We start from the raw sequence: 15,990 nt of genomic DNA, 5'->3' as shown, positions 1-15,990 counted from the left end.
GCTCCCATGAACAAGCGAAACGCTCTCAAACTGATTGCCGCCAGCGTGGGCGTGGCGGCTGTGGGCGTGGGGCTCTCGGCCTGTGGCGAGACCAAGCAGAACTTCAATGCCGTCGACATCACCGGGGCCGACTACGCCAAGGGCTTCTCGCTGAAGGACGCCGACGGCAAGGTCCGCACCCTGGCCGACTTCAAGGGCAAGGTGGTCGTGCTGTTCTTCGGCTACGCGCAATGCCCCGACGTGTGCCCGACCACGATGACCGAGATGGCGCAGGTCAAGCAGCAGCTCGGCAAGGACGGCGACAAGCTGCAGGTGCTGTTTCTCACCGTCGATCCGGCGCGCGACACGCCCGAGGTGCTGAAGGCCTACATGGGCGCGTTCGACCCGAGCTTCGTGGCGCTCATTCCCACGCCCGAAGAACTCGCCGCAGTCGCGAAGGATTTCAAGGTCTATTACAAGAAGGTCGACGGCAAGACGCCGACCAGCTACTCGATGGACCACTCGGCCGCCAGCTACGTCTACGACACGCAGGGCAGGCTGCGGCTGTATGCGCGCTATGGCGCGGGCGTGCCGACCATGGTGGCGGACGTGAAGGCATTGCTCGCGTCCTGAGAGGCCCGTTGCACATGGACGCCGCAGTGGCCGTGGCCGGTTCGGTCGATCATCTGAAAGGGCGCAAGGGCGCCTTTCGCATCGCGCTCATTCCGCCCGAGGTGCTGCGTGCGCTCAACGACGGCCTGCTCGAAACCGTCAACCTCAACGAATTTTTGGCGCTGGAGCTGCCGCAGCTCGCGCGCAGCGTGGCGGGGCACATCGGCCTCGACGCGGCGAGCGAGCGGCTGGTCGACACGCTGGCCATGCTCGGTGCCTTCAAGCCGATGCAGCGGCACAGCCACATCGCACGCGCGCTCTATGACCTGACGGCCCTGCACGCCGAGCGTGACGCCGTTGCCCACAGGCTGGCCACGCATGCGAGCGATGTCGCGCGCTGCTGGGCTGCGCAGTGGGTCACGCTCTCGGGCCTCTCGTTGCCGGCGCAACTGGAGGCGGTGCGCCGCTTTGCCGCCGACCCGCACTTCGGCGTGCGCGAAATCGCCTGGATGGCGGTGCGCGATGCGGTCATCGCCTCGCTGGACGAGGCGCTGGCGCTGCTGCAGCCATGGGTCTTCGATGCCGACCCGAACATCCGCCGCTTCGCCAGCGAACTCACGCGGCCGCGCGGCGTGTGGTGCGCGCAGATCGAGGCGCTCAAGATGGAGCCTTGGCGTGCTTTGCCGCTGATCGAGCCGCTGCGCGCCGACCCGAGCCGCTACGTGCAGAACTCGGTCGCGAACTGGCTCAACGACGCCAGCAAGACCCAGGGCGAATGGGTCGACAGGCTGTGCGCGCGTTGGGTCGCGGAATCGGACACGGCCGAGACCCGCTACATCGCCAAGCGGGCCCTGCGCACGCTCTCCAAATGAAAAAGCCCGGCTTGCGGCCGGGCTCGTTCGGGAAGAGGGCGAAAAACGCCGCTCATGCGTAGTCGGCAAGCGCCTTCTTCATCTTCTTCATGGCAGCGACTTCGATCTGGCGAATGCGCTCGGCGCTCACGCCGTACACGGCGGCCAGGTCGTGCAGCGTCATGCCGCCCGAACCGTCGTCGTTGACCTTGAGCCAGCGCTCTTCCACGATGCGGCGGCTGCGGTCGTCCAGCGCTTCGAGCGCGGTGGCGATGCCGTCGCTCGACAGGCGATCGCGCTGCTGCGATTCGAGCAGGGCGGTCGGCTCCTGCGTGGCGTCGGCCAGGTAGGCGATCGGGCCGAAGCCTTCGTCGCCGTCGTCCGACGGACCCGGATCGAGCAGCACGTCGCCGCCCGACAGGCGGGTTTCCATCTCGAGCACTTCTTCAGGCTTGACGTTGAGCCGGGTCGCCATCTGCGACACCTCGTCGGGGCTCAGCGTCTCGCGGTGCGTGCCGTTGTCGGCCGCGGCCGAGTCGGCCTTGAAACCCTGCTTCATGGACCGCAGGTTGAAGAACAGCTTGCGCTGGGCCTTGGTCGTCGCGACCTTGACCATGCGCCAGTTCTTCAGGATGTACTCGTGGATCTCGGCCTTGATCCAGTGCATGGCATAGCTCACCAGCCGCACGCCCTGGTCGGGGTCGAAACGCTTCACGGCCTTCATGAGGCCCACGTTGCCTTCCTGGATCAGGTCGCCGTGCGGCAGCCCGTAGCCCAGGTACTGGCGGGAAATGGAGACCACGAGGCGCAGGTGCGACAGGATCAGCGCGCCGGCGGCGTCGAGGTCGTTCTGGTCGCGCAACTTGCGTGCGAAGCCCTGCTCTTCTTCGAGCGTGAGCAGCGGCAGGCGGTTGGCGGCCGAAATGTAGGCATCCAGGTTACCCAGCGGGGGGACCATCGACCATGGATTGGCGACGGCCAGCTGGTTGGCAGAGACTCCAGACAGCGTTGTCATCAGGGGAAACTCCTTAGTGTTGGCCATATTAGCACTCGGTTAGAGGGAGTGCTAAACCAAGGGTTCCCTTGAGTTTCTATCGCGGCGATAGCCTCAGGCTTGGGAGGCGCTTGGCCGCCTTTTCCCTACGACCCCGCTCGACCGCTTCAGTTGCCGGCGGGCGGCAGGCAGTGCTCAATTTTGCATTGAGTCACATATTTGTCGCGTATCGCAGACGCATCTGGCCCAGCTTGCCGGCACCGTCGAGCGCCATCGGGTGACCAATGCGTTCCCCATGACCGAGCGAATTGCGCGTTTCGGCCCGGCCGACCGGCGCAAGCTACCAGCGAATGCCAAGCTTCAGGAACAGCTTCGACAGCACGAAGAGCGGGCCGACCCAGAGGTACTGGAGGTCCTCGAAGAACGATGGCTTCTTGCCTTCGAGCTTGTGCCCGATGAACTGGAAGATCCACGCCACCACGAAGATGGCCGCCGACACGGGAAGCACCAGCCCGCCCATCGCATGCACTACCACCAGGGCCAGCGCAGTCAGCACCAGCATGGTCACGAGGAACGCCGGCGCGCGCAGCAGCGCGTAATAAACGAGGCTGGCCGCCACGAAAACGTAGGCCACCCACGGGTGGATCGCGAACAGCAGGCCGACGATGCTCAGCATGATCGCCGGGATGGCGATGAAGTGGATCAGCTCGTTGCTCGGGTTGCGGTGGCTCTCCTCGTAGTGGGCGAGCAGGCGGTCGACCTTGCGGTCGCTCGAAGCCAGCGGGGCGGCGGCGGTGTGCGTCATGACAGGTCTCCGGTTCGCCGTTCGATGCGGCGCGATGCATGTGACGGTGGCGATGGTGCCCATTGCGGGGCGCCGTGGCAAGCGCCGCCCGAGAGCGCCAAAGGGCGGTACCACCGCTGTACCGTCGTGACTTAGGGCACTGTCGCCCGTCCGTCGCGCCGCTAAGATCAAACGCGTGGCTCCCTACGACTCTTCCCCCACGCCCGTCCCTCCCGCTGCCGGGAGCGGCACGCCCACCCGCGCGGCGAACGCGATCCTCGTCGTCGACGACCACGACCTGCTGCGTCTTGGCGTCTGCGCGTTGGTCCAGGCGCAGGCCACGTCCTCCGGTGCCCGGATCGAGGTCTTCGAGGCCGGCAACGTCGCCGACGCGCTGGCCCTGTACGAAACCCACCAGGCCAGCATCGGCCTCGTGCTGCTCGACCTGGCGCTGCCCGACACGCACGGCCTGAGCGGCGTGGCCGAGTTCCGCCGGCGCTTTCCGGCGGCGCGCATCGTGGTGCTTTCGGGCACCGGCAGCAGCACGCTGGCGCAGGGCGTGCTCGCGCTCGGGGCCGCCGCGTTCCTTCCCAAGTCGGCCGATCTGAAGGAGGTGGTGAGCTTCATCCGCGCCTGCGGCCTGCTCGATCCCGACACGGCGGAACTGCCGCCGGCGCTGCCCAAGTCGCTCAGCGGCTATGCGGAATTCGCCCACGCCAGCGCCTGGCAGGAACTCACGCCGCGCCAGATGCAGGTGCTGCAGTGGGTGCTCGAAGGCAAGGCCAACAAGGAAATCGCCCAGCTTGCCAACCTGAGCGAAGGCACCGTGAAGAACCATGTCTCGACCATCCTGCTGCTGTTCGGCATGCGCTCGCGCGCCCAGTTGATCAGCACCCTGCATTGAGCGGACCGGTCGTGGCGCCGAACGATCCGTCCGCCGACGCCGTGCTCGGCCAGCGGGTGCTGCGCGAGCACGTTGCCTCGGTCTACAGCACCTACGGCATCTCGACGCTGACCCACATGGCTTTCGTGGTGGTGTTCGGTTCCATCATCTATTCGCAGCTGAAAGAGCCGAGCCTGCTGTTCTGGATGGCGGGCCTGCTGATGGCCGACATCTACGTGTTCTTCACGCCGCGCTGGAACCCTTCCAGGCCCGCGCGCGAAAGCGCGTACTGGGCCCGGAAGATCTCGCGCATGGTCACGCTGGTCAGCATGGTCTCGGCCGTGGTGCCGTGGCTCATCGTGCCGCACGACAACCTGCCCATGACCTCGCTGCTGATGGCCGTCATCGTGGGCAGCTGCGCGCGGGCGGCGCAGTCGCTGTGGCCGCTGAAGGCGGCGCTGTTCGGCTACACGATGCCCATGTCGCTGGGCATGATCACCGCGCTGGCCTGGCAGGGCGACGGCCTGCATCTCTTTCTGGCGGTTGCCAGCGCGGCCTACCTGTTGCTGACCCTGCACGCGGGCGTCGGCCAGCACAGGCTGTTGACCGAATCGCTCCTGCTGCGCTTCGAGAACGAGGCGCTTGCCGCGCGCCTCGGCGAACAGATCGCCGCCACCGAACGCGCGAGCGAAGAAAAGACGCGCTTTCTCGGCACCGCCAGCCACGACCTGCGCCAACCGCTGCATGCCATCGCGCTGTTCGGTGCCGCGCTCGAGAACGAGCTGCGCGACCGCCCCGAGAGCCGCAACGCCGAGCGCCTGATGCGCGCGGTGAATGCGCTGGGGGCGTCGCTCGACACCATGCTCGATGTGTCGCGCCTGGACGCCGGCGTGATCACGCCGGTGCCACAGCCCGTGCAACTCGACGCGCTCTTCCTGCCGCTCAACCACACCTTCGCGGCCCGCGCCGAACAGAAGCAGCTGCAGCTGCGCGTGCGCGCCAGCGGCCTGTGGGTGCGCAGCGACCCGCAACTGCTGCACCGCATGCTGTCGAACCTGATGGACAACGCGCTCAAGTACACCGCGCGCGGCGGCGTGACGGTGACTGCGCGCGACCGCGGCGACGCGGTGTGGATCGAGGTGCGCGACAGCGGCATCGGCATCGCGCCCGAACAGTCGAGCCGGATCTTCGAGGAGTTCTATCAGATCGACAATCCGGGCCGCGACCGTTCGAGGGGCCTGGGCATTGGCCTGTCGATCGTGCAGCGGCTGTCGCGCCTGCTCGGGCATCCGGTGCAGATGCATTCGCGGCCGGGGCGGGGCACGCACTTTCGCGTCGTGCTGCCGGCTGTCGACGTGCAGGCCCGCAGGCTGGCCGGATCGCTTTCGCAGGCGGCCGCCGACACGCCATGGCGTCGCCGCCCCGCACTGCCGGGCCGCGTGCTGCTGCTCGACGACGAACTGGAAATCCGCGAGGCCATGACTGGCCTGCTGCGTTCGCATGCCATCGACGCGCACGCCGTGGCCGACGAAGCCGCTGCCGTCGCGGCCCTGCGGCAGGCGGGCAGCGAAGGGCGCCCCTTCGACCTGCTGGTGTGCGACTACCGGCTGGCCGACGGCGCCGATGGCCTCGATACGGGCCTGCGCCTCAGCCAGTGGCAGGGCACCACCACGCCCTTGCTGCTGATCACCGGCGAAACCGCGCCCGAACGCCTTCAGCGAGTGCGCGAATCGAAGGTGCCGGTGCTCTTCAAGCCGGTCGTTGCCGATGTGCTGCTGCAGGCCATGGCCGAGGTGGCCGGCGCCCGCTAGCCATTGCGCAGCCGATGCCTGAAGGCATTGGTATTCACTGCGCACCCATCTTCGATGCAGTCGGCAGGTGTCGTGACTTTCGACACTGGCGAGCATCTTTCCCGCGCCTTACCTTCGCCCGCGTTGTCCTCAAACAAAACGACCCGGAGGTTTCTCTCGATGAAGTTCAAACTCGCAGCCGTGGCTGCCGCAGTGGCGGCGACCATGGCTCTGGCGGCTTGTGGTGGCGGTGGTGGCAGCAGTGGATTCATCCCGCCCATCGCCGTGGCGCCGCCGCCGCCTCCGCCTGCACCCCCGCCGCCACCACCACCCGCACCGCCGGCACCCGCGCCTGCTCCAGCGCCGGCCACCAGCACGTTCATGTACGAGCAGCTGCCGCCAGCCGGCGATCGCGCGGGCTTCCTCGCGGACCTCAACGCCGAGGGCGCGCGCGGCTTCCGCTTTCTGGCGCCGCTGTCGAACAACCAGCCACCGGGAAGCGCCAACGTCTACGTGAAGCCCGGCGATGCGACCTATGTCTACGAACTGACGCCGGCACCCACCGATGCGAACACGTTCCTGAACGACGCCAACGCAGCCGGCGCCAGGGGATTCCGCTGGGTCGGCACGATGAGCGCCGGCGGCAGCAACCTCTTCATGTACCGCAAGGACAGCGACACCTCGGCCACGTTTACCTACAGGCTCGAAGCGGCTGCAGCCGATCGGGCCGGCTACATCGCGCGCGGCAATGCGCAGGGGTCGGAAGGCTTCTACAACGTCGCGCCTGCCTACTCCTTCGGCACGGCGTTGCAGGCCATCTTCGAGAAGAGTTCGCTCGGCAATTCGACCTTCACCTACGAAGTGGCGGATGCCGCCAGCGACGAGGCCGGGTTCCTGGCCCAGCTCGACGAAAAGGGCGGCCGCGGCTTCCGCTTCCGTGGGCCGTACAGCTACGGGAACATCTATGCCCGGGACGCCTCGCAGTCGTCCACCTTCAGCTACCAGACGCAGGTACCAGAGGCCGCCATCGCGGACCTTCTTCAACAGGCCAATGCCCAGGGTGCCAACGGCTATGGCTTCGTCGGGCAGCTCGGCACGGGTGGCGTCTCGAAGATCTACTACTACAAGCCGGTCAACTGCACGGGTCCGGCACTGTGCATGCCCACGGGGCCATTCGGCCCCTGACGGGTTCATCAGGTTTCAGGCGCCCGACACCTGTGACGCCTGGGAACAGGGAGCGATAAAAAAGCAAGGAACGGCCCCGGCGCAAGCAGGGGCCATTTTCTTTTCTTATCCGAGCAGGGCTTGCGCGAATTCGCGTGCGTTGAAGGTCTCGAGGTCTTCGAGTTTTTCGCCCACGCCGATGAAGTACACCGGGATCGGCCGCTCGCGCGCGATGGCGCACAGCACGCCGCCCTTGGCCGTGCCGTCGAGCTTGGTCACGATCAGGCCCGTGAGGCCCAGCGTCTCGTCGAAGGCCTTGACCTGCGCGAGCGCGTTCTGCCCGGTGTTGCCGTCGATCACCAGCAGCACTTCGTGCGGTGCGGTGGCGTCGGCCTTGGTGACGACGCGCTTGATCTTCTTCAGCTCGTCCATCAGGTGCAGCTGCGTGGGCAGGCGGCCGGCGGTGTCGACCAGCACCACGTCCTTGCCGCGCGCCTTGCCGGCGTTCACCGCGTCGAAGCTCACGGCGGAAGGGTCGCCGCCTTCGTTGCTCACGATCTCGACCGTGTTGCGGTCGGCCCAGACCAGCAGCTGCTCGCGCGCCGCCGCCCGGAAGGTGTCGGCCGCGGCCAGCAGCACCGAAGCGCCTTCGGTGGCCAGGTGCTTGGTGAGCTTGCCGATGGAGGTGGTCTTGCCCGCACCGTTGACGCCGGCCACCATGATCACGGTCGGCGTGAACTCGCCGATGACGAGCGGCTTTTCGAGCGGCCTGAGCAGGTCGGCGACGGCATCGGCCAGCAGCAGCTTGACCTGTGCGGCATCGGTGGCCATCTGGCGCTTGACGCGAACCTTCAGGTCGTCGAGCAGGTACTCGGTGGCCTTGACGCCGGTGTCGGCCATCAGCAGGGCCGATTCGAGTTCTTCGTACAGCGCGTCGTCGATCTGCGCGTTGACGAAGACGGCCTGGATGCCGGTGCCGGTCTTGCGCAGGCCGGTCTTGAGCTTGTCGAGCCAGCTCTTGCGCTCGGGGGCGGCAGGCGCCTGGACGGCAACGGGGGCCGGAACGGGCGCCGGCGCAGGTGCGGGCACCGGGGCCGGTGCGGGAGGAGGGGGCTGAACGAAGGTGGGGGCAGGCGCCGGAGTAGGTGTCGGTGCGGCGACAGGCGCGGGTGTCGGCGGCGCAGCCACCACCGGAGGCGGCGATGCGGGCTCGACAGGTGCCGGGGCAGGCGTGGGCGCGGGCGACGGCGCTGCTTCAGCCGCCGGCTTCGTGCCGAACCAGCTCGAAGGCGAGAACACCGAGCGCGCAGGCGCGGGCTCGGCGGCAGGTGCAGCTGGCGGTGGGGGCGCCGGCGCGACCGGGGTTTCGGCAGGCGGTTTTTTCTTGAAGAAACTGAACATCAGGAGCTTTTTACAATCCGACCCATTCTATGAAACACCTCTCGCCACGCAGTGCTGCGTCTGGTGCGGTGCTGGCAGTGGCGCTTTCGGCGTCCTGGGCCATGCCTGCGCAGGCCCAGACCACACCGGCTCCCGCCGCATCATCCGCCGCCACGGCGGCCGCGCCGGGCCCTCAGCAATTCACCCTTGCGAACGGCATGACGCTGATCGTCCAGCCCGACCGGCGCGCGCCGACCGCGGTGCAGATGGTCTGGGTCCGCGTCGGTTCCATGGACGAGGTCGACGGCACCTCCGGCGTGGCACATGCGCTCGAACACATGATGTTCAAGGGCACCAAGGACATCAAGCCCGGCGAGTTCTCGCGCCGCGTGGCGCAGCTCGGTGGCCAGGAAAACGCCTTCACCACGCGCGACTACACCGGCTACTACCAGCAGATCCCGGTCGGCAGCCTCGAGGCGGTGATGAAGCTCGAATCGGACCGCTTCGCCAACAACCAGTGGCCCGACGACGAGTTCAAGCGCGAGATCGAGGTGGTCAAGGAAGAACGCCGCCTGCGCACCGAAGACCAGCCGCGCGCGCTGCTCGGCGAGCAGCAGAACGCCGCCGTCTTCACCGCCTCGCCCTATCACCGCCCGGTGGTCGGCTGGATGAGCGACCTGGACGCCATGACGCCCGACGATGCACGCGAGTTCTTCAAGCGCTGGTACGTGCCCGCCAACGCCGTGCTGGTGGTGGCCGGCGACGTCGACGTGGCCCAGGTGCGTGCGATGGCCGAGAAGTACTACGGCCATATTCCCTCGCGCGCGGTGCCCACGCGCAAGCCACGCATCGAGCCCGCGCAGCGCGGCATCCGCCGCATCGAGTTCAAGGCGCCGGCCGAGCAGGCCTATGTGTCGCTGGCCTACCGCGTGCCGCAGCTCGCGAACATCGACGACACCAACAGCGACGCCTGGGCGCTGGTGGTGCTGTCCGCCGTGCTCGACGGCTACGCCGGTGCGCGCCTGGACCGCGCGCTCACCCAGGGCCCCGACCGCGTCGCCGACTCGGCCGGTGCCTATTCGGGCTTCATCGGCCGCGGGCCGCAGCTTTTCATGCTCGAAGGCGTGCCTGCCGCCGGCAAGACCGCCGAAGCGGTCGAAGCCGCGCTGCGCGCCCAGGTGGCGCGTGTCGCCAAGGACGGCGTGGGCGAAGCCGAACTGGCCCGCGTCAAGACCCAGTGGGTGGCGAGCGAAACCTACAAGCGCGATTCGGTGATGGCGCAGGCGCGCGAACTCGGCAGCAACTGGATCCAGGGCCTGCCGCTCGACGCCAGCGAGCGCATCGTCGCCCGGCTGCAATCCGTCACGGCTGCCCAGGTGCAGGCCGTGGCCGCCAAGTATTTCGGCGACGACCAGCTCACGGTCGCCACGCTGCGTCCCCTGCCACCCGAACCCAAGCGGGGCCGTGGCTTCGCGGCGCCCGCAGGCGAGCTGCGCTGAAAGGTCCCGATCTCATGAAAACTCTTAAAAAGATAGCGCAGTGCGCCCTGTTCACGGGCGTGACGGCCATCGTCGGCATGACCAGCGCGCAGGCCGCGCTGCCCATCCAGCACTGGACGCTGGCCAACGGCGCCAAGATCTACCTGGTGTCGACCAACGCGCTGCCGATCGTCGACGTGCAGGTCGACTTCGACGCCGGCAGCCGCCGCGACCCCGCGCCGCAGGCGGGCCTGGCCAGCACCACGGCAGCCATGGTCGAGAAGGGCGTGCGCGCCGGCAAGAACGGCGAGCCCGCGCTCGACCAGAACGCCCTGGGCGAAGCCTGGGCCGATCTGGGCGCCAGCTTCGACGTGAGCGCCGGCACCGACCGCACCAGCTATTCGCTGCGCACGCTGTCCGACCCGGCACTGCTGAACAAGGCGGTGGCGCTGGCCTCGCGCGAGATCGGCGAGCCGGCCTTTCCCGACGACGTGTGGCAGCGCGAGCGCGAGCGCATCAACGCCGCCATCAAGGAAGCCAACACCAAGCCCGCGACCGTCGCGGGCCGCGCGTTCGGCCAAGCGGTGTATGGCGTGCACCCCTATGGCCAGGAAGTCACCGAGGCCACGCTCGCGCGCATCGACACGGCCACCATGCGCCAGCGCTACCAGCAGCTGATGCTGCCGTGCCGCGCCAAGCTCAGCATCGTGGGCGCGGTCACGCGCGCCGAGGCCGAGACCATGGCCACCGCGCTGCTGTCGCGCCTGCCCAGCGCCGAGAGCTGCCCGGCGCTGCCGACGATCGCGCCGGTGGCCGAGCTGACGGCACCGAAGGACGAGCGCATTCCGTTCGATTCGGCGCAGGCCCACGTCTTCATTGGCCAGCCCGGCTACCCGCGCAAGGACCCGGACCACTTCGCGCTGACGCTCGGCAACTACGTGCTCGGCGGCGGCGGTTTCGTCTCGCGCCTGACCAACGAAGTGCGCGAGAAGCGTGGCCTGACCTACAGCATCTACAGCGGCTTTGCGCCGGGGCTCGATGCGGGCGCGTTCCGCATCGGCTTCCAGACCCGGCCCGACCAGGCCGAGCAGGCGATCAAGGTGTCGCGCGAGGTGCTGGCGAAGTTCGTCGCCGAAGGCCCGACCGCCAGCGAGCTGAAGGCCGCGAAGGACAACCTGATCGGCGGCTTCCCGCTGCTGCTCGACAGCAACCGCAAGCTGATCGGCAATGTCGCCAACATCGCCTGGCACGACCTGCCGCTGGACTACCTTGACACCTGGACCGCGCGCATGAACGCGGTCACGGCGGCTGAAGTCAAGGCCGCCTTCGAGCGCAAGCTGCAGCCTGCGCGCATGGTGACGGTGGTGGTGGGCGGCAAGTAACAAGGCATGAATAGACCTGCTGTGCGCCCCGATCTCGCACCTGCGGTCCTCACCGTACGGAGTACGGCTCCGGTCCTCGGTGCAAGCTCGGGGCGCTCGCTACGGTTTCTTCACGCCGTGTAAGCGCACGAATGGCCGTCAGGCCAGTGCGTGCGGCCCGCTGGTGGCGGCGGCACGCACCGCCGCCCCCAGCTTCTTGAGCAACTGCGGCGCCGCGCGCGCCTGCTGCCAGTAGAGCGGCACCGGCAGCGTCGAGCCGGGCACCAGCTCCACCAGCCTTCCTTCCCGTATCGCATCGGCCACCATGCTGGCCGGATGCATGCCCCAGCCCATGCCCGCGCACGCCGCGTCGACGAACGCCGTCGACGAGGGCACCCAGTGCCGGGGCGTCTCGACATTGCGATGGCAGATGCGGCGCACCCAGCGCGTCTGCAGGCGGTCCTTGCGGTCGAACACGAGGCTGGGCGCGTTCGCCAGCGTGCGGGCGCCCACGCCTTTCTTGAAATACCGCCGCACGAAGCCGGGGCTCGCGGCCGCCACGTAGTGCGTCGTGCCCAATGCCTCGCTGTTGCAGCCGGCCACCGGCTGGGCCAGCGCGGTCACGGCGGCCAGCACTGCGCCGCTGCGCAGCCGCTCGGCCGTGTGGTCCTGGTCGTCGACGGTGAGGTCGAGCAGGGCGCCTTCTTCCTGCGACGCAAAGGCTGCTGCGGCGGCGATGAACCACGTCGCGAGGCTGTCGGCATTGACCGCCACCCGCACCGTGACGCGTTCGCCCGCCTCGCCGCCCCCCATGCCGAGGGCGGGCAAGGCCTCGTGCAGTTCGTGTTCCAGCATGCCCACGCGCTCGACGTGCCGGCATAGCTGCAGCCCCGCCTCGGTCGCGACGCAGGGCTGGCCGCGCACCAGCAGCGCGCCGCCGGTGCGTTCTTCGAGCGCCTTCACGCGCTGCGACACCGCCGAGGGCGTGACGTGCAGCGCGCGGGCTGCGCGCTCGAAGCTGCCTTCGCGCACCACGGCGGCCAGGGCATTGAGGGCGGCGTAGTCGAGCATGAAATGAAGCAAAACTGAATTGAAGTTAGAAAGTTTAGTTTGATTGAATCGGATGCAGGCGGCAAGCTCGCGCCATGCCTGCCGAAATCGTCTCCGCCGCCTTCCTCAACGGACTCTTCATGAGCCTGGTGCTCATCGTCGCCATTGGCGCCCAGAACGCCTATGTGCTGCGCCAGGGGTTGCGGCGCGAGCATGTCAGCGCCGTGGTGCTGTTCTGCGCGGCCAGCGACGCCGTGCTGATCGGCGCCGGCGTGGCCGGCATGGCGCAGGCGCTCAAGGGCCGCCCGATGCTCGCCACGGTGCTCGCGGGGTTCGGTGCCGCGTTCCTGTGCGCCTACGGCCTGAAGGCGCTGTGGCGCTCGCGCCAGCCCGGCGCGTTGCAGGCGACGGCGCAGGGCACATCGCTTTCGCGCGCGGCCGTCGTGGCGCAGGCCGCCGGTTTCACGCTGCTGAATCCGCACGTCTACCTCGACACGGTGCTGCTGGTGGGCAGCGCGGGGGCGCAATACGCGGGCTCGCTCAAGGTCTGGTTCGTGGCGGGTGCGTCGCTGGCGAGTGCGCTGTGGTTCACCGCGCTGGGCTATGGCGCGCGGCTGCTGGCCCCGGTGTTCGCCCGTCCGCGGGCCTGGCAGATGCTCGACGCGCTGATCGGCGGCACCATGCTCGTGCTGGCCGCCATGCTGGCCCGGCGCGCCTTCACGGGGCTTTGAAGGCCGGCGCACGGCGGCGTTAAGCTCGCCGCATGCCCCAGAAGAAAGCCGCAGTTCCCTCCCGTCCCTCGCCCGTCCGGCGGCCGTCGAAGCCGCCCAGCGAGGTGCGCATCATCGGGGGCCAATGGAAGCGCACCCGCCTCGCGGTGGCCGACAAGCCCGGCCTGCGCCCCACGCCCGACCGCGTGCGCGAAACCCTGTTCAACTGGCTGGCGAGCCTGGCCGGCGCGGGTGGCGGCGAACTGCCGGGCTGGCATTGCCTCGACGCCTTCGCGGGCACCGGCGCGCTCGGGCTGGAAGCCGCGTCGCGCGGCGCCGTCAGCGTGGTGCTCTGCGAGCAGGACGCCGCACTGGTCGCGCAACTGCAGGCCGCAAAGACCAAGCTGTCGGCCGAGGCCGTGCGCGTCGAGCGCGGCAATGGCGTGACGGCGCTCGAGCGCGTCACGGCCGGCAGCCTGCATGCGGTTTTTCTCGACCCGCCCTTCGAGAGCACCGCGCTCTATGAACCGGCCCTGCGCGCAGCCGTGCGCGCATTGCGTGCCGGTGGCGCCGTGTACCTGGAAGCGCCCGGCCGCTGGACCGACGAAGAACTCGCGCCTTTGGGCCTCGTCGGTTTCCGCTACCTGAAGGCCGGCGCCGTGCATGCCCACCTGCTGCGGCTTGCAGTGGACGTGACTGCATAATCCGCCGAACAAGCCGCATCGGCTGCATGAGGAAGAAGCAACCATGGCCAGCAACGTGATCGCGGTTTATCCCGGCACATTCGACCCCATCACCCTCGGTCACGAGGACGTGGTGCGGCGCGCAACCCAGCTTTTCTCCAAGGTGATCGTCGCCGTCGCGGCGGGCCACCACAAGAAGGCGCTCTTCACGCTGTCCGAACGCATGGACATGGCACGCGAGGCGGTCAAGCCGTACAGCGACCAGGTCACGGTCGAGAGCTTTTCCGGCCTGCTGCGCGACTTCGTCGTGGCGCGCGGCGGCAAGGCCATGGTGCGCGGCCTGCGCGCCGTGACCGACTTCGACTACGAGTTCCAGCTCGCGGGCATGAACCGCTCGCTGATGCCCGATGTCGAGACCGTGTTTCTCACGCCCAGCGACAAGTACCAGTTCATCTCCAGCACCTTCGTGCGCGAGATCGCGATGCTTGGCGGCGAGGTCCACAAGTTCGTCTCGCCGAACGTGGAGCAGCAGCTCGCGGCCAAGGTCCGCAGCCTCGGCCGTGAATAAGCCGCGATGAGCGGCTCGCCCCCGCCCCGACTGCATCTTCTGGGCGATGCAGCGCTGTTGTGCGAGCTGCCCGCGCCCGCCACGCTGGCGCAACAGCAGAAGATCTGGGCCCTGGCCACGCAGGTGCAACGCTGGCCGGGTGTCGGCGAAGTGCTGCCGGGCATGAACAACCTCACGCTGACCTTCGACCCGACCGCGATCGATCTCGACACGCTCACGGCACAGGTGCTCGATGCCTGGCCGAAACTTGGCGAGGGTGCGGTGGAAGGCCGGCGAATCGAAATTCCCGTGGCCTACGGCGGCGAGTACGGCCCCGACCTGGCCGACGTCGCGGCCCACACCGGCCTCACGGCAGAAGAAGTCGTGCGACGCCACAGCGCGGGCGAGTACGTGGTCTACCTGCTGGGCTTCCTGCCCGGCTTTGCCTTCATGGGTGGCCTGGCGCCCGAACTTGCCACGCCGCGCCGCGCAGAACCGCGCACGGCCGTGCCCGCAAGCTCGGTCGGCATCGGCGGCGAGCAGACCGGCATCTACCCGCTGGTGTCGCCGGGCGGATGGCAGCTGATCGGCCGCACGCCGCTGGCGCTGTTCGACCCGACGGCTGAATCGCCCACCCTGCTGCGGCCCGGCGACCGGGTGCGCTTCGTCGTCGAGAGCGTAGAGACATGATCGTCATCCAGAAACCCGGCGTGCTCGCGTCGGTGCAAGACCTGGGGCGGCACGGTCACCGGCAGCTCGGCATCTGCCCAGGCGGCGCGCTCGACGTGCTCTCCCTCACATTGGCCAACCGGCTCGTGGGCAACGCGGACGGCGCGGCCGGCCTCGAACTCACGATGGGCGGCTGCGAACTGCGCTTCGAGGCCGACACGCGCATCGCGCTGACCGGTGACGACTTCAGCGCCACGCTCGACGGCGTGCCGCTCTGGCCCTGCTGGAGCGTGTCCGTGGCTGCTGGGCAGACGCTCAAGCTCGGCGGCGCCAATGCGGCGGGCCGCAAGAAAGCCGGCCTTCGCAGCTGGCTCGCGGTGGCGGGCGGCATCGACGTGCCCCCGATCCTCGGCTCGCGCAGCACCGACCTGAAAGCCAGCTTCGGCGGCCATCAAGGCCGTGCGCTGCGCAAGGGCGACCGGCTCGCGCTGGGCCCGTCGCGGCTCGACGAAGCGCAGCGCACCCGCCGACCTTTGGGCCTGCGCGGACCCGACTGGGGCCCCGAAGAAGACGACGCGGCCATCACCCTGCGCGTGCTGCCCGGCCCCGAGTTCGAACAGTTCACGCTCGCCGCGCGCGAGCTGCTCTGGGGCGAACGCTGGCGCATCACACCGCAAAGCAACCGCATGGGCAGCCGCCTTGCCGGTGCAGAACTCAAGCGCAGGCGCGGGGGCGACATGCTCTCGTCGGGCGTGATCCCCGGCACGATCCAGGTGCCGCCCTCGGGCCTGCCGATCATCCTGATGGGCGATGCGCAGACCACCGGCGGCTATCCGCGCATCGGCGTGGTGATCCGCGCCGATCTCTGGAAGCTGGCGCAGGCGCCGCTCAACGGCAAGCTGCGGCTGGTGCAGGTCGACATGGCGCAATCGCTGGCCGCATGGGCCGACCAGCAGCGCTACCTGCGGCAGGTGGCGCAGGGGCTGGCGACTGCAGGCTGGCCGGTCGCGGCATAGACTGTGCGAGCAGACGGCGCGAGGGCCGGCGCAACGCCG

Annotated in this window: 16 protein-coding genes; 12 read left to right on the top strand and 4 right to left on the bottom strand. The window is 68.7% G+C overall.

Annotation, left to right across the window (positions count from 1 at the left end; all coding sequences use genetic code 11):
• Window positions 1–6 precede the first annotated feature (6 nt).
• Window positions 7–612, top strand: a complete 606-nt coding sequence (locus ACGLHS_RS10425; protein ID WP_093247356.1) for an SCO family protein — start codon at window positions 7–9, stop codon at window positions 610–612.
• 14 nt (window positions 613–626) lie between these two features.
• The gene (locus ACGLHS_RS10420; protein ID WP_394479338.1) at window positions 627–1,463 is read left to right on the top strand and encodes a DNA alkylation repair protein; all 837 of its coding nucleotides are present in this window, start codon (window positions 627–629) and stop codon (window positions 1,461–1,463) included.
• 52 nt (window positions 1,464–1,515) lie between these two features.
• Here the strand turns inward: ACGLHS_RS10420 and rpoH are convergent, their stop codons facing one another.
• Window positions 1,516–2,457 carry an RNA polymerase sigma factor RpoH gene (gene rpoH / locus ACGLHS_RS10415; RefSeq protein ID WP_093247354.1) on the bottom strand — a complete coding sequence of 314 codons (942 nt, stop codon included), beginning with the start codon at window positions 2,455–2,457 and terminating at the stop codon, window positions 1,516–1,518.
• A gap of 319 nt (window positions 2,458–2,776) precedes the next feature.
• On the bottom strand, window positions 2,777–3,241 hold the full coding sequence (locus tag ACGLHS_RS10410) for a DUF962 domain-containing protein (protein ID WP_093247353.1): 465 nt from the start codon (window positions 3,239–3,241) through the stop codon (window positions 2,777–2,779).
• A gap of 175 nt (window positions 3,242–3,416) precedes the next feature.
• Between ACGLHS_RS10410 and ACGLHS_RS10405 the strand changes: the two genes are divergently transcribed.
• The 3 genes from ACGLHS_RS10405 (at window position 3,417) to ACGLHS_RS10395 (ending at window position 7,078) form a co-directional block, all read left to right on the top strand.
• Window positions 3,417–4,124 carry a LuxR C-terminal-related transcriptional regulator gene (locus ACGLHS_RS10405; RefSeq protein WP_394479335.1) on the top strand — a complete coding sequence of 236 codons (708 nt, stop codon included), beginning with the start codon at window positions 3,417–3,419 and terminating at the stop codon, window positions 4,122–4,124.
• Complete coding sequence (locus tag ACGLHS_RS10400) at window positions 4,121–5,914, top strand: ATP-binding protein (RefSeq protein ID WP_394479332.1); 1,794 nt, start codon at window positions 4,121–4,123, stop codon at window positions 5,912–5,914. The genes ACGLHS_RS10405 and ACGLHS_RS10400 overlap by 4 nt, the downstream gene beginning before the upstream one ends.
• 159 nt (window positions 5,915–6,073) lie before the next feature.
• On the top strand, window positions 6,074–7,078 hold the full coding sequence (locus ACGLHS_RS10395; RefSeq protein ID WP_394479330.1) for a hypothetical protein: 1,005 nt from the start codon (window positions 6,074–6,076) through the stop codon (window positions 7,076–7,078).
• Window positions 7,079–7,183: 105 nt separating this feature from the next.
• Here ACGLHS_RS10395 and ftsY read toward each other — a convergent pair whose 3' ends face one another.
• On the bottom strand, window positions 7,184–8,458 hold the full coding sequence (gene ftsY, locus ACGLHS_RS10390; RefSeq protein WP_394479328.1) for a signal recognition particle-docking protein FtsY: 1,275 nt from the start codon (window positions 8,456–8,458) through the stop codon (window positions 7,184–7,186).
• Between the two features lie 29 nt (window positions 8,459–8,487).
• Between ftsY and ACGLHS_RS10385 the strand changes: the two genes are divergently transcribed.
• Complete coding sequence (locus ACGLHS_RS10385; RefSeq protein ID WP_394479326.1) at window positions 8,488–9,936, top strand: M16 family metallopeptidase; 1,449 nt, start codon at window positions 8,488–8,490, stop codon at window positions 9,934–9,936.
• A gap of 14 nt (window positions 9,937–9,950) precedes the next feature.
• Window positions 9,951–11,297: a M16 family metallopeptidase gene (locus ACGLHS_RS10380; RefSeq protein WP_394479324.1), complete on the top strand. Its 1,347-nt coding sequence runs from the start codon at window positions 9,951–9,953 to the stop codon at window positions 11,295–11,297.
• A gap of 138 nt (window positions 11,298–11,435) precedes the next feature.
• Here ACGLHS_RS10380 and ACGLHS_RS10375 read toward each other — a convergent pair whose 3' ends face one another.
• Window positions 11,436–12,347: a LysR family transcriptional regulator ArgP gene (locus tag ACGLHS_RS10375; protein WP_394479322.1), complete on the bottom strand. Its 912-nt coding sequence runs from the start codon at window positions 12,345–12,347 to the stop codon at window positions 11,436–11,438.
• 74 nt (window positions 12,348–12,421) lie between these two features.
• On the opposite strand from ACGLHS_RS10375, the gene ACGLHS_RS10370 reads away from it, so the two are divergent.
• From ACGLHS_RS10370 to ACGLHS_RS10350, 5 genes are read left to right on the top strand one after another with little or no spacing between them, the layout of a single operon-like run.
• Complete coding sequence (locus ACGLHS_RS10370) at window positions 12,422–13,057, top strand: LysE/ArgO family amino acid transporter (RefSeq protein ID WP_394479320.1); 636 nt, start codon at window positions 12,422–12,424, stop codon at window positions 13,055–13,057.
• Window positions 13,058–13,089: 32 nt separating this feature from the next.
• Window positions 13,090–13,740: an RsmD family RNA methyltransferase gene (locus tag ACGLHS_RS10365; protein WP_394479318.1), complete on the top strand. Its 651-nt coding sequence runs from the start codon at window positions 13,090–13,092 to the stop codon at window positions 13,738–13,740.
• Window positions 13,741–13,783: 43 nt separating this feature from the next.
• Window positions 13,784–14,287 (top strand): pantetheine-phosphate adenylyltransferase, encoded by a 504-nt coding sequence (gene coaD, locus ACGLHS_RS10360; protein WP_081269908.1) that lies wholly within the window; start codon window positions 13,784–13,786, stop codon window positions 14,285–14,287.
• A gap of 6 nt (window positions 14,288–14,293) precedes the next feature.
• Window positions 14,294–14,956, top strand: a complete 663-nt coding sequence (gene pxpB / locus ACGLHS_RS10355) for a 5-oxoprolinase subunit PxpB (protein ID WP_394479315.1) — start codon at window positions 14,294–14,296, stop codon at window positions 14,954–14,956.
• Window positions 14,953–15,951 carry a biotin-dependent carboxyltransferase family protein gene (locus ACGLHS_RS10350; RefSeq protein WP_394479313.1) on the top strand — a complete coding sequence of 333 codons (999 nt, stop codon included), beginning with the start codon at window positions 14,953–14,955 and terminating at the stop codon, window positions 15,949–15,951. Before pxpB ends, ACGLHS_RS10350 begins: the two co-directional genes overlap by 4 nt.
• Window positions 15,952–15,990: the final 39 nt, after the last annotated feature.

It is taken from the genome of Variovorax sp. VaC1, from assembly GCF_043658315.1.
Taxonomy (GTDB): domain Bacteria; phylum Pseudomonadota; class Gammaproteobacteria; order Burkholderiales; family Burkholderiaceae_C; genus Variovorax.
This window is presented reverse-complemented; position numbering and strand designations above follow the sequence as displayed.